At 72.6% G+C, this 20,634-nt stretch carries 18 protein-coding genes; 12 read left to right on the top strand and 6 right to left on the bottom strand.

From position 1 onward, the window contains the following. Positions 1 to 441: 441 nt before the first annotated feature. A complete protein-coding gene (locus STRTU_RS04720) occupies positions 442 to 786 on the top strand; it encodes a DUF1330 domain-containing protein (protein ID WP_159742377.1) in 345 nt (114 codons plus the stop codon). A gap of 246 nt (positions 787 to 1,032) precedes the next feature. After that, entirely contained in the window at positions 1,033 to 3,111 is a 2,079-nt protein-coding gene (locus STRTU_RS04715; RefSeq protein WP_159742376.1) for a restriction endonuclease, read from the top strand. Positions 3,112 to 3,211: 100 nt separating this feature from the next. Here STRTU_RS04715 and STRTU_RS04710 read toward each other — a convergent pair whose 3' ends face one another. Next, positions 3,212 to 4,051 carry an alpha/beta fold hydrolase gene (locus tag STRTU_RS04710; RefSeq protein WP_159742375.1) on the bottom strand — a complete coding sequence of 280 codons (840 nt, stop codon included), beginning with the start codon at positions 4,049 to 4,051 and terminating at the stop codon, positions 3,212 to 3,214. 185 nt (positions 4,052 to 4,236) lie between these two features. Between STRTU_RS04710 and STRTU_RS04705 the strand changes: the two genes are divergently transcribed. The 5 genes from STRTU_RS04705 to STRTU_RS04685 all read left to right on the top strand — a co-directional run bounded on the left by STRTU_RS04705 (position 4,237) and on the right by STRTU_RS04685 (position 11,174). Beyond that, positions 4,237 to 5,466, top strand: coding sequence for a tetratricopeptide repeat protein (locus STRTU_RS04705; protein WP_159742374.1), 1,230 nt, complete (start codon positions 4,237 to 4,239; stop codon positions 5,464 to 5,466). Between the two features lie 105 nt (positions 5,467 to 5,571). Next, entirely contained in the window at positions 5,572 to 6,753 is a 1,182-nt protein-coding gene (locus STRTU_RS04700; protein ID WP_159742373.1) for a CapA family protein, read from the top strand. Positions 6,754 to 6,969: 216 nt separating this feature from the next. Continuing rightward, entirely contained in the window at positions 6,970 to 8,367 is a 1,398-nt protein-coding gene (locus tag STRTU_RS04695) for an NAD(P)/FAD-dependent oxidoreductase (RefSeq protein ID WP_159742372.1), read from the top strand. A gap of 55 nt (positions 8,368 to 8,422) precedes the next feature. Further along, positions 8,423 to 10,876: an excinuclease ABC subunit UvrA gene (gene uvrA, locus STRTU_RS04690; protein WP_159742371.1), complete on the top strand. Its 2,454-nt coding sequence runs from the start codon at positions 8,423 to 8,425 to the stop codon at positions 10,874 to 10,876. A gap of 85 nt (positions 10,877 to 10,961) precedes the next feature. Continuing rightward, positions 10,962 to 11,174, top strand: a complete 213-nt coding sequence (locus STRTU_RS04685; RefSeq protein WP_159742370.1) for an EF-hand domain-containing protein — start codon at positions 10,962 to 10,964, stop codon at positions 11,172 to 11,174. Positions 11,175 to 11,183: 9 nt separating this feature from the next. On the opposite strand, the gene STRTU_RS04680 is transcribed toward STRTU_RS04685, so the two are convergent. Then, positions 11,184 to 12,107, bottom strand: a complete 924-nt coding sequence (locus STRTU_RS04680) for a LysR family transcriptional regulator (protein WP_159742369.1) — start codon at positions 12,105 to 12,107, stop codon at positions 11,184 to 11,186. A 110-nt stretch (positions 12,108 to 12,217) separates the two neighbouring features. On the opposite strand from STRTU_RS04680, the gene STRTU_RS04675 reads away from it, so the two are divergent. Both STRTU_RS04675 and STRTU_RS04670 read left to right on the top strand, forming a co-directional pair. Further along, positions 12,218 to 12,919 carry a LysE family transporter gene (locus STRTU_RS04675; protein WP_246240119.1) on the top strand — a complete coding sequence of 234 codons (702 nt, stop codon included), beginning with the start codon at positions 12,218 to 12,220 and terminating at the stop codon, positions 12,917 to 12,919. 145 nt (positions 12,920 to 13,064) lie between these two features. After that, a complete protein-coding gene (locus tag STRTU_RS04670; protein ID WP_159742368.1) occupies positions 13,065 to 13,343 on the top strand; it encodes a hypothetical protein in 279 nt (92 codons plus the stop codon). Between the two features lie 36 nt (positions 13,344 to 13,379). Here the strand turns inward: STRTU_RS04670 and STRTU_RS04665 are convergent, their stop codons facing one another. Beyond that, positions 13,380 to 13,814, bottom strand: coding sequence for a tautomerase family protein (locus STRTU_RS04665; RefSeq protein WP_159742367.1), 435 nt, complete (start codon positions 13,812 to 13,814; stop codon positions 13,380 to 13,382). 118 nt (positions 13,815 to 13,932) lie between these two features. Here STRTU_RS04665 and STRTU_RS04660 point away from each other — a divergent pair, with 118 nt between their 5' ends. Next, the gene (locus tag STRTU_RS04660; protein ID WP_159742366.1) at positions 13,933 to 14,889 is read left to right on the top strand and encodes a LysR family transcriptional regulator; all 957 of its coding nucleotides are present in this window, start codon (positions 13,933 to 13,935) and stop codon (positions 14,887 to 14,889) included. Between the two features lie 101 nt (positions 14,890 to 14,990). Here STRTU_RS04660 and STRTU_RS04655 read toward each other — a convergent pair whose 3' ends face one another. Continuing rightward, positions 14,991 to 15,731, bottom strand: a complete 741-nt coding sequence (locus tag STRTU_RS04655; RefSeq protein ID WP_159742365.1) for a class I SAM-dependent methyltransferase — start codon at positions 15,729 to 15,731, stop codon at positions 14,991 to 14,993. A 148-nt stretch (positions 15,732 to 15,879) separates the two neighbouring features. Then, entirely contained in the window at positions 15,880 to 17,232 is a 1,353-nt protein-coding gene (locus STRTU_RS04650) for an MFS transporter (protein ID WP_174878804.1), read from the bottom strand. Between the two features lie 118 nt (positions 17,233 to 17,350). Here STRTU_RS04650 and STRTU_RS04645 point away from each other — a divergent pair, with 118 nt between their 5' ends. Together STRTU_RS04645 and STRTU_RS04640 are read left to right on the top strand one after the other, a co-directional pair. Beyond that, a complete protein-coding gene (locus STRTU_RS04645; protein WP_159742364.1) occupies positions 17,351 to 18,340 on the top strand; it encodes a transcriptional regulator in 990 nt (329 codons plus the stop codon). 248 nt (positions 18,341 to 18,588) lie between these two features. Further along, on the top strand, positions 18,589 to 19,065 hold the full coding sequence (locus STRTU_RS04640) for a hypothetical protein (RefSeq protein WP_159742363.1): 477 nt from the start codon (positions 18,589 to 18,591) through the stop codon (positions 19,063 to 19,065). Between the two features lie 75 nt (positions 19,066 to 19,140). On the opposite strand, the gene STRTU_RS04635 is transcribed toward STRTU_RS04640, so the two are convergent. Then, complete coding sequence (locus tag STRTU_RS04635; RefSeq protein WP_371873665.1) at positions 19,141 to 20,592, bottom strand: amino acid permease; 1,452 nt, start codon at positions 20,590 to 20,592, stop codon at positions 19,141 to 19,143. Positions 20,593 to 20,634 lie beyond the last annotated feature (42 nt).

Below are 20,634 nucleotides of genomic sequence, written 5' to 3'. Positions count from 1 at the left end.
GGACGGATAGCCGCTCTTCGGGCAGGGCGAATTGACCACGGACGAAAAGGAATCGACGGTGGTATGGCGCGCCAGGAAAGGCGGCACAAGGGAAAGGGCGCGCGGGAAGCAGGCAGCAGAACAAGTGCGTGCATCGCGCGAAACTGAAAGAGCGGAGGGGCGGGCCTCTTGGCGCCCGCCTGGCGGTCACGTGGTGACCGGGAACCTCACTCGCTCATGGCACATGGCCGACCCGGTAGTCACGGCGACAAAGGTAATGCCATAAGGAAGTAAAGGCAACGGCACGGCGCATTTCTTCGAGTTGTGACGCGGGCCTTGGTGGACTGGACAGCCGCCGAACTGCCCGCCGTCCACGATGACCTCGGAGGTAATCGACCCGTACCCGGGGGGCTGGAAACGTGGGGGCAGGGCACCACCCCCGTCGCACCGGAAGGCTCTCCCATGACCGCATACGCCCTCGGCCACCTCCGTCCCACCGCACCGCACCCGGAGGTCTTCGACTACATCGACAAGATCCAGGCGACGCTGGACCCGTTCGGCGGCCGGTTCCTCGTCCACGGCGCCGAAGTGGAGGTCAAGGAGGGCAGCTGGCCCGGGGCCCTCGTCGTGATCGCCTTCCCTGACATGGCACGGGCCCGCGGCTGGTACGACTCGCCCGCCTACGCGGAGATCCTGCCGCTGCGCACCCGCCATATCGACGGTGATGTGGTGCTGGTGCCGGGGGTCCCCGACGGTTACGACCCGGCCGTCACGGCGGCGAAGCTGCGGGCGGCGGCGGGCGGATGAGGTGCGGGGGCGGCCGGATGAGGTCAGGGCACGCGCCCGTGAAGGCGCCCGCGAAGGCGCCCGTGAACGGGGCTGTGAACAGGGCCGTGAAGGTGCCAGTGGCCGGCCCCGCCAAGGCGGCCGATTCTTCGTACCCGAGCGTGACCGGCCGCTCGTTCCCCCGCTAAAGTTCCACCAACAGGGCAGGTGAAACCGCTTTCACAGGGTTCCGGGGGCAGCCGCCCCGGGGGGAGGACACAGAGCCATATGAGCCGCCGTTCCCATGGGTTAATGGCCATCTGGGCCGAGGCGCAGCGGCAGCAGCAGCGCCAGCAGGAAGCCCAGCGCCGCGCGCGAGCACAACAACAGCGCGACCAGGAACGGCAGGCCCGGGACGCGGAACGCGCCATGGCGCGGATGCACCGCGAGCGCCAGGCGGCCTACCGGCAGCAGCGCGAGGCCGACGCCCGCCGCCGCACCGAGGAGCTGGACAGCCGGGTCGCCGCCCTTACCGGCCTCCTCGCCGAGGGCTGCCGGGCCCCCGCGTTCTCCCCCGATGCCCTGTTGCGCCCCGAGCGCATCGAGGAGTTCGCGCCCGGCGCCCTCGCCACCCCGGTACCGATGCCCGACCCGGCGCGCTATCAGGCGCCGCCGGGCAGCTGGCAGGTCGGTGTCCACCGTGACCGCGCCCAGGGAGAGGCCCGCGCCCGCTACGAGCAGGACTGGTACGCCGCGCAGGCCGCGGAGAGCCGGCGGCAGTCCCAACTCGCGGCCTACCGGCAGCAGTACGACCAGTGGGCCGCGGGCACCCTGGCCGGCATCCGGCAGCACAACACCGGGATAACGGAGCTGCTGTCCGGTCTGCGCGACGGCGACCCGGACGCGGCCGTCGAGTACTTCTCCGCCGCGCTCTACTCCTCCACCGCCTGGCCGGAGGGCTTTCCCCGCCAGGTCACCGCCGCATACGACCCGGCGGCCCGCCAGCTGGTCCTGGACTGGGAACTCCCGGCCTACGACATCGTGCCGGCGGCCAAATACATCCGGTACATGCCCAGCGTCGACCAGGAGAAGCAGACCGCCCGGCCGGCCGCGCAGCGCCGGGCCCTCTACCGCGATGTCCTGGCTCAGAGCGTGCTGCTGGTGTTGCGCGACCTCTTCGCCGCGGACACCTACGGCACGCTGGACTCGGTGGCCCTCAACGGGTTCGTGGACGATGTGGACCCGGTGACCGGCCGCCCGGCCCAGGTGTATCTGGCGACCGTGATGGCGGCCCGCAGCGCCTTTGACACCTTCCACCTCGCGCAGGTCAGCGCGGTGGAGTGCCTCACCGAGGGGCTGCGCGGTCAGCTCGCCGCGCGCCCCGACCAGCGGACCCCGGTACGTCCCGCACGCCTCCCGGGCGACGTCGGGGGCGAGATCGTCGCCCACGGCACCGATGGTGAACCGGATCTGTACGAGATGGACCCGATCGCCTTCGAGAATCTGATCGCCGAGCTGTTCCGCGCCATGGGCATGCAGGCCGTGACCACCCAGCGCTCCGGCGACGGCGGGGTCGACGTGGACGCGCTGGACCCCGACCCGATCCGCGGCGGCAAGATCGTCGTGCAGGTCAAGCGCTACCGCCACACCGTCCCGCCGACCGCCGTCCGCGACCTCTACGGCACCGTCCAGGCCGAGGGCGCCAACAAGGGCGTGCTGGTGACGACCTCGCGCTTCGGCCCCGGCTCCCACACGTTCGCCAACGGCAAACCGCTCAGTCTGATCGCCGGCTCCGAACTCGTCGATCTGCTCGGCCGGTACGGGCTGCGCGGCCGGCTCGGCGCGGACGCTCCGGCCGGCCCTGCCGCAGCCGACGAGGCGCCGGACCACAACGTCCTCGGCATGAACTGGTCCGGCCCGGTCGCCCTCGATGTCTGCGCCCTGGTGTGCAAGGGGACCAGCGTCCTGAGTGAGGACCACTTCGTCTTCTACAACAACCCGCGCAACCCGGACGGTTCGGTGCGGATGCTGCCGGGGTTCGCGCCCGACCGGGCCGCGATGCAGGTGCGGTTCGAGGCACTGCCGCCGGACGCCGACCGGCTGGTCCTGGTCGCGGCGATCGACCCCCAGGTCAACCCCGACGCCGATCTCTCCGGCTTCACCGACGCCCGTATCCGGCTGCTGGACGCGTCGGGGGAGGAGCTGGGGCAGCTGGAGGTCTCGGAGGGGCGGCCCGGCGAGACCGCGCTGGTACTCGGCTCGTTCCGGCAACGGGCGGGCGGCGACTGGGACTTCGTGGGTGGCGGCAAGGGGTTTCCCGGCGGGCTGGAGGCGTTGGTGCAGGAGTACGGGATCGAGGTGGCCTGAGGGGCGGGGTTGGGGCGGGCGGTCCGGAGCTGGGCGGTTCGGAGCGGGCCGAGGCCGGGCGGTGCGGCTCCTGGCTGCGCCCTGGACCCGGCCGCCCGGGTCAGCTCTCCCACAACCGGGCGAGGAGGGCGTTCACCTCCTCCGGCCGGTCCTGGTGTGGCGCATGGCCGGCGCCGCGCACCCGTACATGGCAGGCGCCGATCGCGCCGGCAAGGTACTCGCCGCAGGCCATCAGCGCAGTGCCGGTGAAGTCCCGGTAGTCAGGGTGGGCGGTCTCCCAGGTCCCGTTGATGACCGTCTTGGGCATGGTGGCCCCTGCCAGGGGACCGAGCGGAAGCTCCGCATCCCATACGGGACGTTCGCACATCGCCGACCGCACCGCCCGCAGCAGACGCGGGGTCGGCTCCGGCATCGGCAGCCCGTACGGCTCGGTGGACCGCCGCAGATATTCCTCCGGGCTCAGCTGCTCGTCGACGTCCCCGAACGAGGCCCGGATCCGCTCCAGCGCCGCCGCCACGGTGGGGTGACCGGCGGCGGTGCGCAGCGGGGACGGCTCGATGAGGGTGAGCGACCGCACCGCCTCCGGACGGGCCGACGCGGCCAGGATCACGGCGGCCGCCCCATAGGAGTGACCGACCAAGTGCGCTCCGTGGCCCAGGAGTTGGCCGATGTCCTCGGCGTCGACCGTGTAGTCGCTCCGCTCGATATCCGGGCTGTCGCCGAAGCCACGCCGGTCGACGAGTTCTAGCCGGAACCTCTCGGCCAGCGGCCGCTGCGCCGCGAAGCACTCCGTACCCCAGCTCATCGTGCCGTGTACGAGCACCGCCCGCGGCGCCTCGGCGGCCGCCGTCTCGTCCCACACCGTCACATGAACCGGCTCGCGGTCCTGAGTCGGCATCACATCAAGCGGCTCGCGGTCCTGAAGGGGGTCACGATTCATACGGCCCGAGGCTAGGCGGCACGGGGTGACGGGAAGCTGAAGTGTGCCCCGGATGGCCGATTGCGGTGGGTGTGCGGGTTGCCCATAGGGGCCCGTGTGGAACTACCCGCATGGCGGTCGCTGGGGGCTGCGGCGCTGGTCAAGGCTGGTCGCGGGGCCGAAACGGCGGTGGGAAGGGTGATGTGATGGTGCGGAGAGCGGGGCGCCGGTGGGGCGCGATGGTGGCGAGGCTGCGGTGGGGTGGACAGCTCCGGGCGGCCAGGAAGGCCGTCGCCACCGACCGAGGCCGGGCCGAGGCCGACGCGGATCCCCGTTACCGTCTCGCGCTGGCCCGGTCCCTGCGCACCCTCGCCGAGCTGCTGGCAAAGGTGGACCGCCCGGCCGAGGGGCTGCCGTACGCCGAGGAAGCCGTCGACCTCTGCCGCCCGCTGGCCGAGACCGAGCTCGCCCGCCGTCGCGCCGTCCTCGCCGAGTGCCTGGGCACGCTCGGCGAGCTGCTGACGACGCTGGTCCGGCCGGTCGCGGCGCGGATCGCGCAGGACGAAGCCGCCGCCCTGGAGGGGGCGCCTGAGGACCTCGTCGCCTTCTACCGCCCCCTGGCCGAGGCCGACCCCATTCGCCGTCGCCCCGCCCTCGCTGCCGCTCTGCACCACCACGCTTCCTGGCTGAAGCAGCACGGCCGGCGGGAGGAGTCCCTGCCGGTCCTTGAGGAGGCCATTGCCCTTCGCCGCGGCCTGGCGGAGGCCGACGCGGAAGCGGGCGCGGAGGCCGACGCGGAACCGTTCCGTCGTATCGCACTCGCCCGGTCCCTGGGCTTCCTCGGCGAGCTGCTGGGCCAGTTGGACCGGCCGGCGGACGGGCTGCCGTACGTGGCGGAAGCCGCTGAGCTCCGCCATGACCTGGCAGCGGCCGACGCGGACCCCCGCCGCGGCATCGCGCTGGCCCTGTGCCTGCGCGCCCGCTGCCGTCTGCTGCTCCAGCTGGACCGGCCGGCCGAGGCGCTGCCGTTCGCCCGGGAGGCCGTCCGTCTCTGGCGGAGGGTGACGGAGTCCGCCGCCGACGACCGTCGCTACCGGGCCGGCCTCGCCGTCTCGCTGCACACCCTCGGTGAGCTGCTGGCGAAGCTGGACCGCCCGGCCGAGGCGCTCGCGTACGCCGAGGAGGCCGTCGACCTGCACCGTGCCTGCGTCGGGCTCCTCGGTGACCACCGTCTCGCCGGGTCCCTGCGCACCCTCGGTGATGTGCTGACGGCGCTGGACCGCCCGGCCGAGGCGCAGACGGCGCGGGACGAGGCAACGGCCCTCGGGGACACGGAAGGCCAGACGGAAGGCCAGACGGAAGGGCAGACGAAGGGGGACACGGGAGGGGAGACGAAAGGAGGGGGCGAAGGGGAGGCGAAACCAGAGACCCCATGAGCGGTCCGGCTCGATGGCGGCAGTGGTGAATCCGTATGGGGGAGAGCCACCAACATTGGCGTATCGGGGCATTTCCGGTCATGTCCCTGCTGATATCTGTCGGACATGAGCGCGTACACACGCTATGCAGCAGTCGCCCTGCTCGCCGCGTTGGCCGTGGGCTGCACCGGCCCGCACCCCGTCCCACGGCCCGCCTCGCGGCCCACCCCGGAACCCACAGCGCGGGCGCATGCGGGAGCCCCCGTCACCAAGGCCGCGGAACGGCGGCCGTTCACCCTGGTCGCCGCGGGGGATGTGCAGCCCTCCGACCCCGAGGTCCTCGCCACGGCCCGGCGTGACGCCCCGCACGGCGGGTACGACTACCGGCCGATGCTCAAGGGTGCCCAGCCGGTCATTTCCGCCGCTGACCTGGCGCTGTGTCATCTGGACGCGCCGCTCGGCCCGCTGACCGGGCCCTTCACCGGCTCCCCCGTCCTGCAGGCGCCCCCGCAGATCGCCACCGCACTGAAGGCGACCGGCTACGACTCCTGTGCCACCGCCTCCCACCACGCCCTCGACCGCGGTGTGCCCGGTGTGCACCGCACCCTGGAGGCCCTGGACACGGTCGGGCTGCGTCATACCGGGTCGGCCCGGGACGCCGCCGAGGCGGCCCGTCCGGCGCTGCTGCGCGCCCCCGGTGGCGCACGGGTGGCCCAACTCGCTTACACCTACGGCATCGGGGGCGGGCGCCGTCCGGCGTACGCACCGTGGACGGTGAACCGGCTCGACGCGAAGCGGATCATCGAGGACGCCCGAGCGGCCCGCCGGGCAGGCGCCGATGTCGTGGTCGTCAGCTCGTGTTGGGGCACGGAGTACCGCGCGGCCCCCGACGCCCGGCAGATCAGGCTGGCCCGGACGCTCACCGCCTCCGAGACCGGCGGCCGGCCCGACATCGATCTGATCGTCGGCACCTGTGCGCACACCCCGCAGCCGTACGAGAAGGTCAATGGCACCTGGGTCGTCTACGGCCTCGGCGACCAGCTCTCGGGCGTCATGAAGAAGGTCGGCGGCAATTGGGGCAGCATCGCCCGCTTCCGGTTCGCGCCGCCGCACCGCCCTGGTGAGCGCTGGCGGGTCACCGTGGCCGAGTACCTTCCGCAGCTCGTCGAGCAGGGGAAGCGGGTGCGGGTGCGCAATCTGGCCAGGGTGGGTGGGCATGACCGGACCGGCAAGACAGCCAGCAAGAAGATCAGCAAGGCGGTGCTGAGCCGGGGCGCGGCGGGTGATGGGTTGACGATGGGGTGGTAGGCGGGCGGTGGCGGGCCGTCTCGGGGGGGGGGGGCTGCCGCCGGGAGTGCTGTCTCGCGAGCCCCCGTCACCTCGCGAACCGCCACCCTCGCCGCCCGACTCGATCACGGCCTGATTCCCCCTTCACCTCGCCGCCGCTCCCATGGAGCCTGCTGGCATGAAGATCACCCTTGATGCCTACGAGCGCTGCGCCGCCGGCCGGCGCGAGGTGCACGTATGACCGCCCGGCCGATCGCCGTCGTGGGCGCCTCCGCGGCCGGGCTCGCCGCGGCCGAGGCGCTGCGCCGTGGCGGCTGGCGCGGCCCGCTCACCCTCATCGGGGACGAGCCCCATCTCCCGTACGACCGGCCGCCGTTGTCCAAGCAGCTGCTGCACGGCGCCTGGGAGCCGGACCGCCTGCTGCTGCGCACCGCCGAACAGCTTGCCCCGCTCGACCTCGATCTGCGGCTCGGCACCCGGGCCACCGGCCTCGATGTGGCCACCCGCACCCTCACCCTCGACGGCGGGGTGGGGGTCCCCCCGCTTGAGCAAGGTCGAGAGTGGGGGAGGCTCGCCTGCGCCGGCGTGATCATCGCGACCGGTGTCGCGGCCCGTACGCTGCCCGGTGCCGACCGCATCGCCGGGGTGCACACCCTGCGCACCCTCGATGAGGCACTGGCGCTGCGCGGCGAGCTGGCCCATGGGGGTGCCCCCGGCAGTGGGGGCGCAGCCGCCGGGGAAGGGGGAGGTGGCCGCCGCCTGGTGATCGTCGGAAACGGTGTACTGGGCTGCGAAGCCGCTGCGGTGGCACGGGAGTTGGGGCACGACGTCACCCTCGTCGGCATCGAGGCGACACCGATGGCCGCCGCTGTTGGCACGGAGGTCGGCGAACTGCTCGCCGAGGAGCACCGCGCCCGGGGCGTCCGGCTGCGCACCGGCGCGGTGGAGGGGTTCGAGACGGCGCCCGCCGACCCGGCCGGTACCGGCGACCCGCGCGTCACCGCCGTACGACTGGCCAATGGGGGCGCCGGGCGAGGGGGAGGCGCCCGGCTGCCGGCCGACCTGGTGCTGCTGGCGATCGGATCCCGGCCCGCCGTCGAGTGGCTGGCCGACCCGGCCCTGGACACCATCGACGGGCTGCGCTGCGACGCGTACTGCGCCGCCGCCCCCGGCATCTACGCCGCGGGTGATGTGGCCCGCTGGGACCATCCGGTGCACGGCCGACCGCTGCGCTTCGAGCACCGGATGAACGCCACCGAACAGGGCATGGCCGCCGCCCGCAACCTCCTGGCCGAACTGGCCGCGACGGACCCCGCCGCCACCGGGGCCGGGGACGGCGCCCCCGCCCAGGAACGCCGCCCGTTCGCCCCCGTGCCGTACTTCTGGTCCGACCAGTACGGCCTCAAGCTCCAGGCGTACGGGCTGACCGCGGGCGCCGACCGGGTCGAGACCACCGTCCTGGACCGGGCGGAGCGGCGTGCCCTCGCGCTCTATGGGCGGGACGGGCGCGCCGTGGGCGTCCTGGCGGCCGGGATCCCGCCCCGTCAGCTCCGGGCACTGCGCGCGGTCGTCGCCACCCCGCTGCCCTGGGAGGAGGCCCGCGAGCGGATCGGCGCCGCCACGGCCGCGGGCTGAGGCACCCGGCCCGCCCGGTGCCCGATCCCGGCAGATGGTGCCCGATCATGGAGGCATGGCCGACTCGTACGTACGGGTGCGCGGCGCCCGTGAGCACAACCTCCGCACCATCGATGTGGACATCCCGAGGGACGCGCTGGTCGCGTTCACCGGGGTGTCCGGGTCGGGCAAATCCTCCCTCGCCTTCGGCACCCTCTACGCCGAGGCGCAGCGCCGCTACTTCGAGTCGGTGGCCCCCTACGCCCGGCGGCTGATCCACCAGGTCGGCGCGCCCAAGGTCGAGGACATCACCGGACTGCCGCCCGCCGTCGCGCTGGAGCAGCGGCGCTCCGCGCCCACCTCCCGCTCCTCGGTCGGCACCGTCACCACCCTCTCCAACACCCTGCGGATGCTGTTCTCCCGCGCCGGCGACTACCCGGAGGGCACGGCCGAACGGCTCGATTCCGACGCCTTCTCGCCCAACACCGCGGCCGGCGCCTGCCCGGAGTGCCACGGCCTGGGCACCGTCCACCGCGTCACGGAGCAGTCCCTCGTCCCCGACCCGGCGCTCTCCATCGGGGAGGGCGCCATCGCCGCCTGGCCCGGCGCCTGGCAGGGCAAGAACCTCCGCGACATCCTCGCGGCCCTCGGCCATGACATCGACCGGCCGTGGCGCGAGCTGCCGCAGGCCGACCGCGACTGGATCCTGTTCACCGACGAACAGCCCGTCGTCACCGTCCACCCCGTACGCGACGTGGGCCGGATCCAGCGCCCCTACAAGGGCCAGTACATGAGCGCCCGGCGCTATGTGCTGCACACCTTCGCCGACTCCAAGAGCGAGACCCTGCGCAAGCGCGTCCAGGGGTTCATGGTCGCCGAACCCTGCCCGGTGTGCGCCGGGCGGCGGCTGCGCCCCGAGGCGCTGGCCGTGACCTTCGAGGGCCAGGACATCGCAGCCCTCGCCGCGATGCCGCTGGGTGCCCTCGCCGAACTGCTGCGCCCCACCGCCGCACGGGCGGACGACGAGGTGGCCCCGACGCTGGCCCGCGACCTGGTGGCGCGGATCGAGGTGCTCACCGAACTCGGGCTGGGCTACCTCAGCATGGACCGGCCCTCGCCCACCCTGTCCGCCGGGGAACTCCAGCGGCTGCGGCTGGCCACCCAGCTGCGCTCCGGCCTCTTCGGCGTCGTCTACGTCCTGGACGAGCCCTCCGCCGGACTGCACCCCGCCGATACGGAGTCCCTGCTCACGGTGCTCGGCCGGCTCAAGGAAGCGGGCAACTCGCTGTTCGTCGTCGAGCACGACATGGACGTGGTGCGGCGCGCCGACTGGATCGTGGACATCGGCCCGCGCGCCGGGGAACACGGCGGACAGGTGCTGCACAGCGGTCCGGTCGCCGGGCTCGCGGACGCCACCGCCTCCGCCACCCGCCGGTTCCTCTTCGACACCGCACCGCCCGCCGCGCGCACGGTGCGCCGCCCCGCGGGCACCCTCACCCTGCACGGCGTCACCCTGCACAATCTGCGCGGCCTGGACGCCGCCTTCCCGCTCGGCGTCTTCACCGCCGTCACCGGTGTCTCGGGATCCGGCAAATCGACGCTGGTCACCCGCGTGCTCGCGGAAGCCGTACGCGAGCACCTCGGCGACGGGGCGGCCGATACGGGCGAGGACGCCGCCGAGGCCGGGCCGATGGCCCGTGCACAACTCACCGGCGCCGAGGGCCTGGCGGCGATCGACCGGCTGGTGCGCGTCGACCAGAAGCCGATCGGCCGGACCCCGCGCTCCAACCTCGCCACCTACACCGGCCTCTTCGACGCCGTACGCAAGGTCTTCGCCGCCACCGACGCGGCCCGCGCCCGCGGCTACACCGCCGGCCGGTTCTCCTTCAACGTCGCCGCCGGCCGCTGTGAGACCTGCCAGGGCGAGGGCTTCGTCGCCGTCGAACTGCTCTTCCTGCCCGGTACGTACGCGCCCTGCACCGCCTGCCACGGCGCCCGCTACAACCCCGAGACCCTGGAGATCACCTACCGGGACCGCACCATCGCCGATGTCCTCGCGCTGACCGTGGACGCCGCCGCGGACTTCCTCGCCGACATCCCGGCCGCCGCCCGCAGTCTGCGCACCCTCCAGGACGTGGGCCTGGGCTATCTGCGGCTCGGCCAGCCCGCGACCGAGCTGTCCGGTGGCGAGGCCCAGCGCATCAAGCTCGCCACCGAACTCCAGCGCACCCGCCGCGGCCACACCCTCTACCTCCTCGACGAGCCCACCACCGGACTGCACCCCGCCGACACCGAGGTGCTGCTGCGCCAGCTGCACGGCCTGGTCGACGCGGGCCACACCGCGGTGGTCGTCGAGCACGACATGGGGGTGGTGGCCGGTGCCGACCACGTCATCGACCTCGGTCCCGGCGGCGGAGCGGACGGCGGCCGGATCGTGGCGGCGGGCACCCCGGCCGAGGTCGCGGCCGCCCCGGGGAGCCGGACCGCCCCCTACCTGGCGAGGCGGAGGGCGCAGCCGGAGGCATCTTGACGGTCCGCTAATGTACGCAGGTCAGATCACCAGGTATCACCACCGCGCACTACTGCGCAGCACCACCACGAAGGGGGCACCTCGCATGGCAGACATGGAGAAGGCCAGGGCGGCGTTCGACCGGTTCGACGCGGACGGCGACGGCCAGGTCACGCCGGAGGAGTTCAAGCACGCGATGGCCGAGATGGGCGACGCGTTCGTCACCGGCCCGGTCGCCGAGGCGGTCATCAAGTCCAAGGACACCGACAGCGACGGCCGGATGTCCTTCGACGAGTTCTGGCAGGCCCTGCAGCGCTGACCGGCCCGCTCACACCCCCTTCGCCTCCCGTTCGCCCGCGGCCGCGCGCAGCGCCGCCAGCCCGCGGGCGATCGGGGGCCGGCGCTCACTGCCCCGCCGCACCGCCGCCAGGAACCGCCGTACCGGCAGCGGCTCCCCGCGCAGCGGCACCCGAACGACCGGACACCGCTCCGGCACCGGCGCCAGCCTCGGCACCAGAGCGATGCCGAAGCCGTACGCGACCAGCGCGGCGACCGCGTACCAGTCCACCGCGTCATGGCGCACCCGCGGGGTGAAGCCCGCCGTGGCACAGGCGGTCAGCAGCAGCTGATGCTGATCGGCCGGATCGCCGGCCCGGATCCAGCTCTCCGCCGACGCCTCCGCCAGCGTCACCCCCTGCGCCGCCCGCCCGGCGAACCGGTGCCCGTCCGGCACCAACAGATCCTGCGGCTCCTCCAGGACCGGCTGCTGAACGAAGCGCGCATCGTCAGGCGGGGGGCCGCCCGGCGCCGGGATCACCACCGCGATGTCCGCCCGGCCGGCCAGCAGCAGCTCGAAACGGTTCTCGCCCGGGTCCTCGCCGATCTCCACCGCCAGCCGCGGCAGCTCCGCACGCAGCCGCGCCGCCGCCGGTGCGATCACCCCGGCAATCGCCGTCGCCACCCCCGTGATCCGCAGCCGCCCGGCCACCCCGTCCGCGTACCCCGCGAGATCCGCGCGAGCCTCCTCCCAGCGTGCGAACAGCGCATCCGCGTGCTCGACCAGCGCCAACGCGGCCGGCGTCAGGCGTATGTTGCGGCCTGAGGGCTCCAGCAGCTCCAGCCCGAGCCGGGCCGAAAGCTGCCGCAGCTGCTGGGAGACCGTCGACGGGGTCAGATACAGCGCCTCGGCGGTCGCGGTGACGGTGCCCCGCTCATGGAGGACGCGCAGGGTCTGCAGCCGGGGATCGATCATGCGGGGAGCGTAGACGAACCGCCTCCGCACCAACCGTCCGTATTCGCCACACAGTTCCGTACGGAAACTTTCGATGGACCCACAAGGTGGCCCGCCTGAAGCTGGACGGCATGACTGCGGACGACGTGACTGCGGACGGCATGACTGCGCATGGCGTGACCGAGATCCTGACCGATGCCTTTTTGCCGGGCCTGTGGGCGGGCTATGCGCTGGCCGTTCCCGTCGGTGCGCTGGCCGTGCTGCTGGTGAGCGTAACCGCCCGGACGTCGTTCCGGGTCGGTGCCTCGGCGGCGCTCGGGGTGGCCACCGCCGACGGCCTCTACGCACTGGCCGCGGTCGTCGGTGGCGCCGCCCTCTCCCGTGCGGTCGCCCCGGCCGCGGGGCCGCTGCGCTCGCTCGCGGCCGTCATCCTGCTCGGCATGGCGATCCGGACCGCTGTACGGGCACTGCGCCAACGTGGTCGGGGAGACCGGGGAGACCGGGGAGACCGGGGAGACCGGGACGTGCTGGGACGCCCCGGCCGGGCCTATCTCGCCTTCCTGGGGCTGACCTTGATCAACCCCTGGGCAGTCCTCTACTTCTCCGCGCTGGTGCTGGCCGGCGGTGCGGGGACCCCGGGGGCCGGGGCCGCCGGATCCGCCGCCTTCGTGGCGGCCGTGATCACCGCCTCCGTGAGCTGGCAGCTGTTCCTGGCCGCGGGCGGAGCCGTACTGGGCAGGACGCTGACCGGCCCACGGGGGCGGGTCGTCACCGCGCTGCTCTCCGCCGTGGTGATCTCGGCGCTGGCGGTCGGACTGCTGCTCCGCGGCTGAGACGGTGCCACACACCGCGGCTGAGACGGTGCCACACACCGCGGCCGCCGGCCCTCATCCCCATCCTCCCCGTCCCGTGTCATCCGGAAGGACGGACCGATGCCTATCGCCTGTTTCCGGCCGCCGCCCCCGCTACTCTCCGCCTATGGGGACATTCGCCGACGAAGCGCGCACGCGGCTGGCGAATCTGCTGCGTATGGCAGGTGACAGTGCGCGCGACCGGGAACAGATCATCGCTTATGTGGCTGCCACCCCCGACCCGCCACCGCTCGGCCCGCGCGGCATCGTGACCACGGGATGCCCGCAGTGTCACGCCACGATGTGGGGACAGCGGGACTCGGACGGCCGGTCCATCTCCGTCTGCTCGCGCTGCGGCTGCGTGAAGGATGTCGAGCACGGTGGACCCTGGGGCGCCGTCGAGTAGACGGGGCGGGCAGGGGTCGAGGCGCCGGTCAGGGACTCAGCGGGCGGCGGGAGCGGCCGTGGTGGCAGGGGTGTGCGGTGCGTCCACGGCCCGCCGGTAGTAGTCGAACTGGGTCACTCCGTTGTAGCCGTAGCTCTCCGGGTGCAGTTCGTGCAGGGCGACGCCGGACCGGGGGAGGGGGCCGAGGAGGTCCGAGAGCAGCTCATCGGCCGCGGCGATGAAGGCGGCCTTCTCCGCGGCACTGTTGGTGCCCGCGGTGAGAGTGGCCTCCACATGCGCGTCACGGCCGCCGGTCAGCGGTGTGCCGTCGACGTAGTAGCGGCCCGGCGGAACCAGGCTGAGGTGGACGATGGTGCGTGCGCGGTCCTTGTGCAGCACGGTGACCGCCAGCCGCGTCAGCCCCTCGGCAAGGGCGCGCTGGATGTCGGTGGGGAGGTCGGGGTCGGGGACGGTGACCCGGAAGTATGGCATGGCTCTCCTCGGTACCTGCTCGGGGTGTCGCCGCCGGAACCGGCGGCACGGAGCAAGCGTCACCGACCCGGCATCATAGATCCAACGCATAGCTGTCATAGGGATATGAGGCCGCCGCATGACCCGCCGTACGACCCTGAATCTGCCCCAGCTGAGGGCCTTTCTCGCCGTCGTCGACGCGGGCGGGTTCAGCGCGGCAGCCGCCGAGCTGGGCATGAGCCAGTCGGCGGTGTCGCACGCCGTCGCCTCCCTGGAACGGGAGTTGGCCGCCCCGCTGCTGATCCGTGCCCACCCGGTGCGGACGACCGTGCTCGGTGAGCGGGTCCTGCCGCATGCCCGTATGGCGCTGTCGGCGGTCCGGTCGGTGGAGCAGCTCGCGGCCGAGGCCACCGGGACCATGACCGGCACCGTGCGGCTGGCCGCCACACCAACGGTCTGTCAGGGGCTGGTGCCCGGCCTGCTCCGTCACTGGCGTGAGGATCAGCCGCTGGTCACCGTAAGGGTCTTCGAGGGCGACAGCTCTGAGGTCTCGGCCTGGCTGGAGGACGGGACCGCCGATGCCGCCGTCCTGATCGACCCTCCTCCGGCCACCGCCGGGAGCTACCCCCACCCCGGCGTCCAGCTCGCCACGGACGGGTACCGGGCCCTGCTGCCCCGGGACCACCCGCTCGCGGAAGAGCCCGCTATCGACCTCCGTGACCTGGAGGACGACCCGTTCCTGATATCGCCCAACGGTTGCGAGGCCAGGGTCCGTACGATCCATCGCCTGGCCGGGCTGCGCTTTTCCCCCACGCACCGGGTACGGGACCTGGCGACACTGATCAGCATGGTGCAGGCCGGTATCGGCGTGACCGTCCTGTCCGAGGTCTCCCGCTCGCTGATCCCCGCCGACCTGGTCCTGCTCCCGCTGAAGCCGGACACCTCGCGCCGCCTCGTCCTGACCGGCCCGCAGAACCGTCTCTGGCACCCGGCGCTGCGCACCCTGGCGGACTCGGCCGCCGGTCATCTGGCGCACACCGCCTCCTGTACGGCCGGACCGGCGGTCGGACAGCCCCTGCCCAGCCGCAGCGGCTGAGCACTCGGGGGCTCCGAGGGCCGGGCTCCGAGGGCCGGGCTCCGGGGTCCGGGGCTCCGAGGGCCGACGGGGCTCCGAGGCCCGGCCACGCTCCCTGGACTTCAGGGCCGGGCGTCGCGCCGGAACAGGGCCGTCCAGAGGAAGGGTTCGCCGAAGTACGGGGACTCCGGCGGCTCGTCGTGCATCCGGCGCAGTTCGATCTCCGTCAGGTCGGAGAAGATCCAGCGCAGCGATTCGGGGGTGTAGGCGAGGCCGCCGTGCAGGCGCGACTGGCGGTAGAAGTCGCCGTCGGGGAGTTCGGAGCCCATCTCGCCCGCCGCGAAGCAGGTGAGCGCGAGATGGCCGCCGGGGGCGAGTGCCCGGTCGAGCAGGGCGAGGTAGCTGATGCGGCGGTGCGGCGGCAGATGGTGGAAGCAGCCCGAGTCATGGATCAGGTCGTACGGGCCGCCGAGTTCGGTCCCGGCCGCCAGGACGAACGCGTCGCCGCAGTGGAAACGGATCTCGGCGCCCGCCTCTCGGGCGCGCTCCCCGGCCCAGGCAATGGCCGCCGGGGAGAGGTCGACGGCGTCCACCTCGAAGCCCAGCGAGGCGAGATGGAGCGCATTGCGGCCCGGCCCGCAGCCCAGATCGAGCGCCCGGCCCGGGGCGATCAGCCCGCGTTCGAGGTACGAGACGAGGTTCTCGTCCGGCTTGGCCACGAAGAACGGCACCGCCCTGCCGCGGTCCGCGTAGAAGCCGTCCCACCACGAGGCCGCCCCACTCGTCCACCGGTCGGCCTCCGGCACGAACAGGCCATCCAGCAGCCTGAGTACGTCGTCCACGGTGCGGATGTTCCGGTCCATCCGGTCCCCCTTTCCTGTCCGGCGATCGTAGGTTCGGAGGGCACAAAAGCCCAGATCAGGGGGGATGTGCGGATACTGTCACCGGCTGTGTGCGGGGCTGGGGCGCGGAGGGCGAGGGGTCCGGCCATGTCCTGGGGAGGCGCGGCGCTCAGGCCCCTGCGGAGGGCCGCACAGGGGGTAATTCCCGCTGCGCTGGGGTGAGTTTCCGGGTTGGTTTTCTGGCGGGGGCGGTGCCGGGGGCGGTCCCGCCGCCGGTGTCGCCGCCGTCCTGCGCCGGTGGGCGTTCCGGCACCGACGGGCGTTCCGGCACCGACGGGCATTCCGACACCGACGGGCGTTCCGGCACCAGCGGCCGCAGACCGGGCGCCAGGGCCACCGTGACCACGACCGACGCGGCCGCCATCGCCGCCATCGCGGTCGTGGGCGAGGTCCGCTCCGCGACCGCGCCCGCGAGCGCGGCGCCGAGACCTTGCAGGGTCAGCATGCCGGAGGAGTGCAACCCCAGGGCGTGGCCGCTCAGTTCGGCCGGGGTGAGTGCCATCAGGCGTTCTTGCAGGGGGAGGTTCGCCGCATAGCCGAGGGTGGCGAGCAGCACGGTGGCCACCGCGAGGGGGAGCGCCGGGCGTACGGCGAACAGCAGATAGGGCACGGCGAGCAGCAGACACAGCGGGACGCAGAGCCGTGGCCGCCACCGCCCGGGAACGCAGCGGCCGATCAGGATGTCCCCGACCAGCATGCCGAGGGCACCACAGGCGAAGAGGAGGCCCGCATGCCGGGGCGCGTAGGGCACATAGAGCGACTCACAGCCGACGATCAGCCCGTTGGGCACCCACAGGGCGAGATAGACGGTGCGGCGGGGAGCGGCGGACCACAGTCGGGCGTTGTCGCGCCAGGTGTCGGCCACCGAGGGACGGCCCGCTGCGCGCGGCGGCCGCCGGCCCAGACCGCACCGGGTGACGGCCGCGGCGGCGGCGTACAGCGCGGCACCGACGAGCAGGGCGCCGCGCGCCGAGAGGACGGTCACGAGCACACCACCGGCCGCGAACCCGCAGATCTGCAACAGGCCCGCGGACATATTGAGCACCGAGCGGCCCAGTAGATAACCCTCGCGCGCGAGGATCTCGTGGAGCAGCCCGTAGCGCACTCCGCCGCCCAGCGACGAGACCGGGCCGAGCGCCAGGAGGACGGCGAACACCGCCCACACGGGCAGTGCGGGGAGGGCCTGGACGGCGGTGCCCAGGCCGAGGAGCAGGGCCAGGCCGGTCAGTGCGGCGCGCGGCGGTATCCGGTCGGCCGCCGAGAGCAGGGTCGCCGCGCCGATCACCTGGGCGAGGGCCGGGCCGAACATGGCGAGGGCGGAGAGCAGCGGGGAGCCGGTCGCGGCGTAGATCTGGTGGCCCAGGGCGAGTCCGCTCGTCGTCTGCGCCCCCATCTGGAGCGCGGAGGTCAGGAAGAAGGGGGTGAACTCCGCTGTACGGAAGAGCTGTCGGTAGGTACGCACGGTCCCGGAGTCTCGGGGGCGGAGCCGATGGGGCGTTACTGTTTCGCGGGTCGGCGAAACCACGGCGAACCACGGGGACGTCACGGTGGGGCGGCGAGGACGGGGAGCGGGGGCGGCGATGGGCTGGTGGGAAGTCAGCGCGGACACTCTCGCCGGCAGCCGCTTTGTGATCTCCTCGCTGGCCGAGACCATCGCCGCGCTGAAGACCCTGCACCGGGGCTCGGCCGCGCATCCGGGGGAGCGTGTCTGGCTCGCGCGCCATGGGGCCGCCTATCGCGGGCGGCTGGCCGCTGACCCGGTCACCGCCGCGCTGGTCCGGGCCGCTCTGGGACACCGCTGGAACGCGACCTTCCTGACTCCCACCCCGGCCGTGGAACCGCCTTCCTTCACCGACGAGTTGGCGTCCGTCCGGGCGACCTCCCCCGCTACCGCCCGCGCCGATCTGGCCGTTTCCCTGGCGGGTCGGCCGCTCCCCGGCCCGCTGCGCCGCGCCGACGACCTGCCCGAGCGCACCGCCGGCCTTCTGGAGTGGGTGTGGCAGGAAGCGGTGCTGCCGTACTGGCCACGGCACCGGCGGGTCCTGGAGGCGGATGTGCTCACCCGTAGCGCGCAGTTGAGCCGGGGTGGCTGGGCCGCGGCGCTGGACGGGATGCGCCCCGGGATGCGCTGGCTCGGCGCGAACCGGCTGCAGATCACGGCGGACGACCATCCGCCGCGCGAACTCGCCGGGGCACAGCTGCTGTTCGTCCCCGTCACAGCGCGTCAGAGCTGGGTCTCGTGGGAGGTCCGGCCGGCCCCGGACGGGCAACGGTCCGCCGTGGTGTATCCGTGCTCGGGTGTGCTGGCCGGGACCGGCGGGGTGGCGGTGCCCGAGGCGCTGGGTGCCTTGCTGGGCCCCGCGCGGGCGGGCGTACTCGTCCTGCTCGGCACTCCCAAGAGCACCACCCAGCTCGTGGCGCTGACCGGCCAGGGCCTGGGGTCGGTCGGCCGGCACCTCAGGGTGCTCTTCGATGCCCGGCTGGTCGGCCGGCGCCGGGTCGGGCGGTCGGTGCTCTATTTCCGGACCGGGGCCGGTGAGGGCTTGGTGGCGGCGCAGTGTGACGGGTGAGGGGGGTGTGCCGGCCGGGGTGTGCGGACGGGGCGGGGGCGCCGAAAATCATGAGGTTCTGCCTTGCTCTCTTCAGGGGTGCGTGCCTCAATGGTCAGCGATTCAGGTCGCTGACCATCCGTCAGATCTCGGCGGTAGGTCGGTACGGGGTCCGACCGCGGCCCCCGGGTGGCTGCCTGTCGTTCCCCGCACCCCTCGACGGCCGGTGCCATGGACCTGCACCCCCTCACGAAGGCGGTAACCCCCCTATGAAGCACCTCAGACCCGGCAGATGCGGCCTCCGTACGGCACTTGTCGTCGCCGTCGCCACCGCGGGCACCCTCGCGATGGCACCTGCCGCCCCCGCGGTGACCCCCGGCACCGCCACCCTCTCCTTCGACTGCGGCTTCTACGGTTCCGGTACGGGAACGCTCACCGCGACCCAGAACGGCACGGCCGCGACCATCAGCCTCTCCACCTCGGCGATCACCTCACCCATAGCCATCGGCGCGAACTCGGTGGCGTCCACTCTCACGCTCACCAAGAACGGCTCCGGGACCACGCAGTTCAGCGGCAAGTCCAACCCGGCGATCCCGGCCGGCAGCCCGGTCTCCACCGGGCCGCTCAGCGGTAAGGTCACCGCGGGCGACCGCCTGGAGGCCACCTCCCTGAAGGTCGTGGTGTTCGGCATCACGGCCACTTGCAAGGCCACGTCCAAGCAGTCGCCAGGACCGTTCGTCTTCTGAGAGACGGGCGAGGGCCGGCGGACCCACGCCCGCCGGTCCCCGCCGCACGGCCGCCGCCCGGTCAGCGGGCGCGGTTCACGCCTGCCCCTGGCCATTCCTCGTGCCGGAAGCCTCGCGTTCCGCCTGTGCCAGGTTGGAGCGGCGGTAGGAGTAGGTGAAGTAGATGACCAGGCCGACCAGGAACCAGACCGCGAACCGGACCCAGGTCTGCCACGCCAGGAACGTGATCAGCCAGATCGAGAAGCACACCCCGATCGCGGGCACCACCGGCATGCCCGGCGTACGGAACGTCCGCGGCAGGTCGGGACGCTTGTAGCGGAGCACGATCACCGCGGTGCAGACCACCGCGAAGGCGAGCAGGATGCCGATGTTGGTCAGCTCGGCGGCCTCGCCGATCGGCAGGAAACCCGCGATGGCCGCGGAGGCGAAGCCGACGATCCAGGTCACCCGGGTCGGCACATGGTGTTTGGGGCTCGTCTTGGCGAACCACTTGGGCAGCAGACCGTCGCGGCTCATCGAGAACCACACCCGGGTCACCCCGAGCATAAAGGTGAACATGACCGTCAGAATGCCGATGATGGCGCCGACCGCGATGACGTCCGCCAGGCTGCTCAGGCCCACCGATTTGAAGGCCGACGAGAAACCGCTCTCCGGGTCGATGTCCTTGTAGTTCTGCATACCCGTCAGCACCAGACAGGCCAGGACATACAGCACCATCGAAATCGCCAGCGAATACATGATCGCCTTCGGCATATGGCGCTGGGCGTCCTTGGATTCCTCCGCCGCGGTACTCATCGCGTCATAGCCGAAGACCGCGAAGAAGACCGTGGCCGCGCCGGTGAAGGCGCCGCTCACCCCGAAGGGGAAGAACGGCTTGTAGTTCGCGGAGTTGATGTGGAAGAAGCCGACCACGATGACCACGACGACCACCAGGACCTTCAGGCCCACCACGATCGTCTCGAAACGCGCGGCGTTCTTGATGCCCAGTGTCAGCAGATAGGCGATCAGCAGACAGAGCACCGCGGCGAAAAGGTCCACCCGGTGCCCCGGTCCGGTGCCCGGCGCGCCCAGCATCCAGACGGGCAGATCGACGCCCATTTCTCCGAGCAGAAAGCCGAAGTAGCCGGAGATGCCGATCGCGACCACCGCCACGATCGCGGTGTACTCCAGCAGCAGATCCCAGCCGATGAACCAGCCCGCCACCTCACCGAGGACCGCATAGCCATAGGTGTACGCCGAGCCCGCTTTCGGGATCAGCCCGGCGAACTCGGCGTAGGAGAACGCGGCCGCGGCGCTCGCGATACCCGCGATGAGAAAGGAGATCAGTACCGCCGGCCCGGCTTTCTCGTTCGCGACGGTGCCGGCCAGTGTGAAGATCCCCGCACCGATGATGCCGCCGACGCCGATGGCGGTCAGCTGCCACAGGCCGAGCGCCCGGGTGAGCTGCTCACTCGCGGTGCCTTCTGCCTGTTCCATCTGTTCGATCGGTTTACGGCGCAATACGCCCTGTCCCGCGCGCAGCCCCATCGTCATCCCTCCGTACGCTCCGTCGTGGTCCGACGGCGGATC

Origin of the sequence: Streptomyces tubercidicus (assembly GCF_027497495.1) — a bacterium.
GTDB lineage: Bacteria > Actinomycetota > Actinomycetes > Streptomycetales > Streptomycetaceae > Streptomyces > Streptomyces tubercidicus.
Note: the sequence above shows the minus strand (reverse complement) of the source record. Positions and strands in the feature narration are given on the sequence as shown.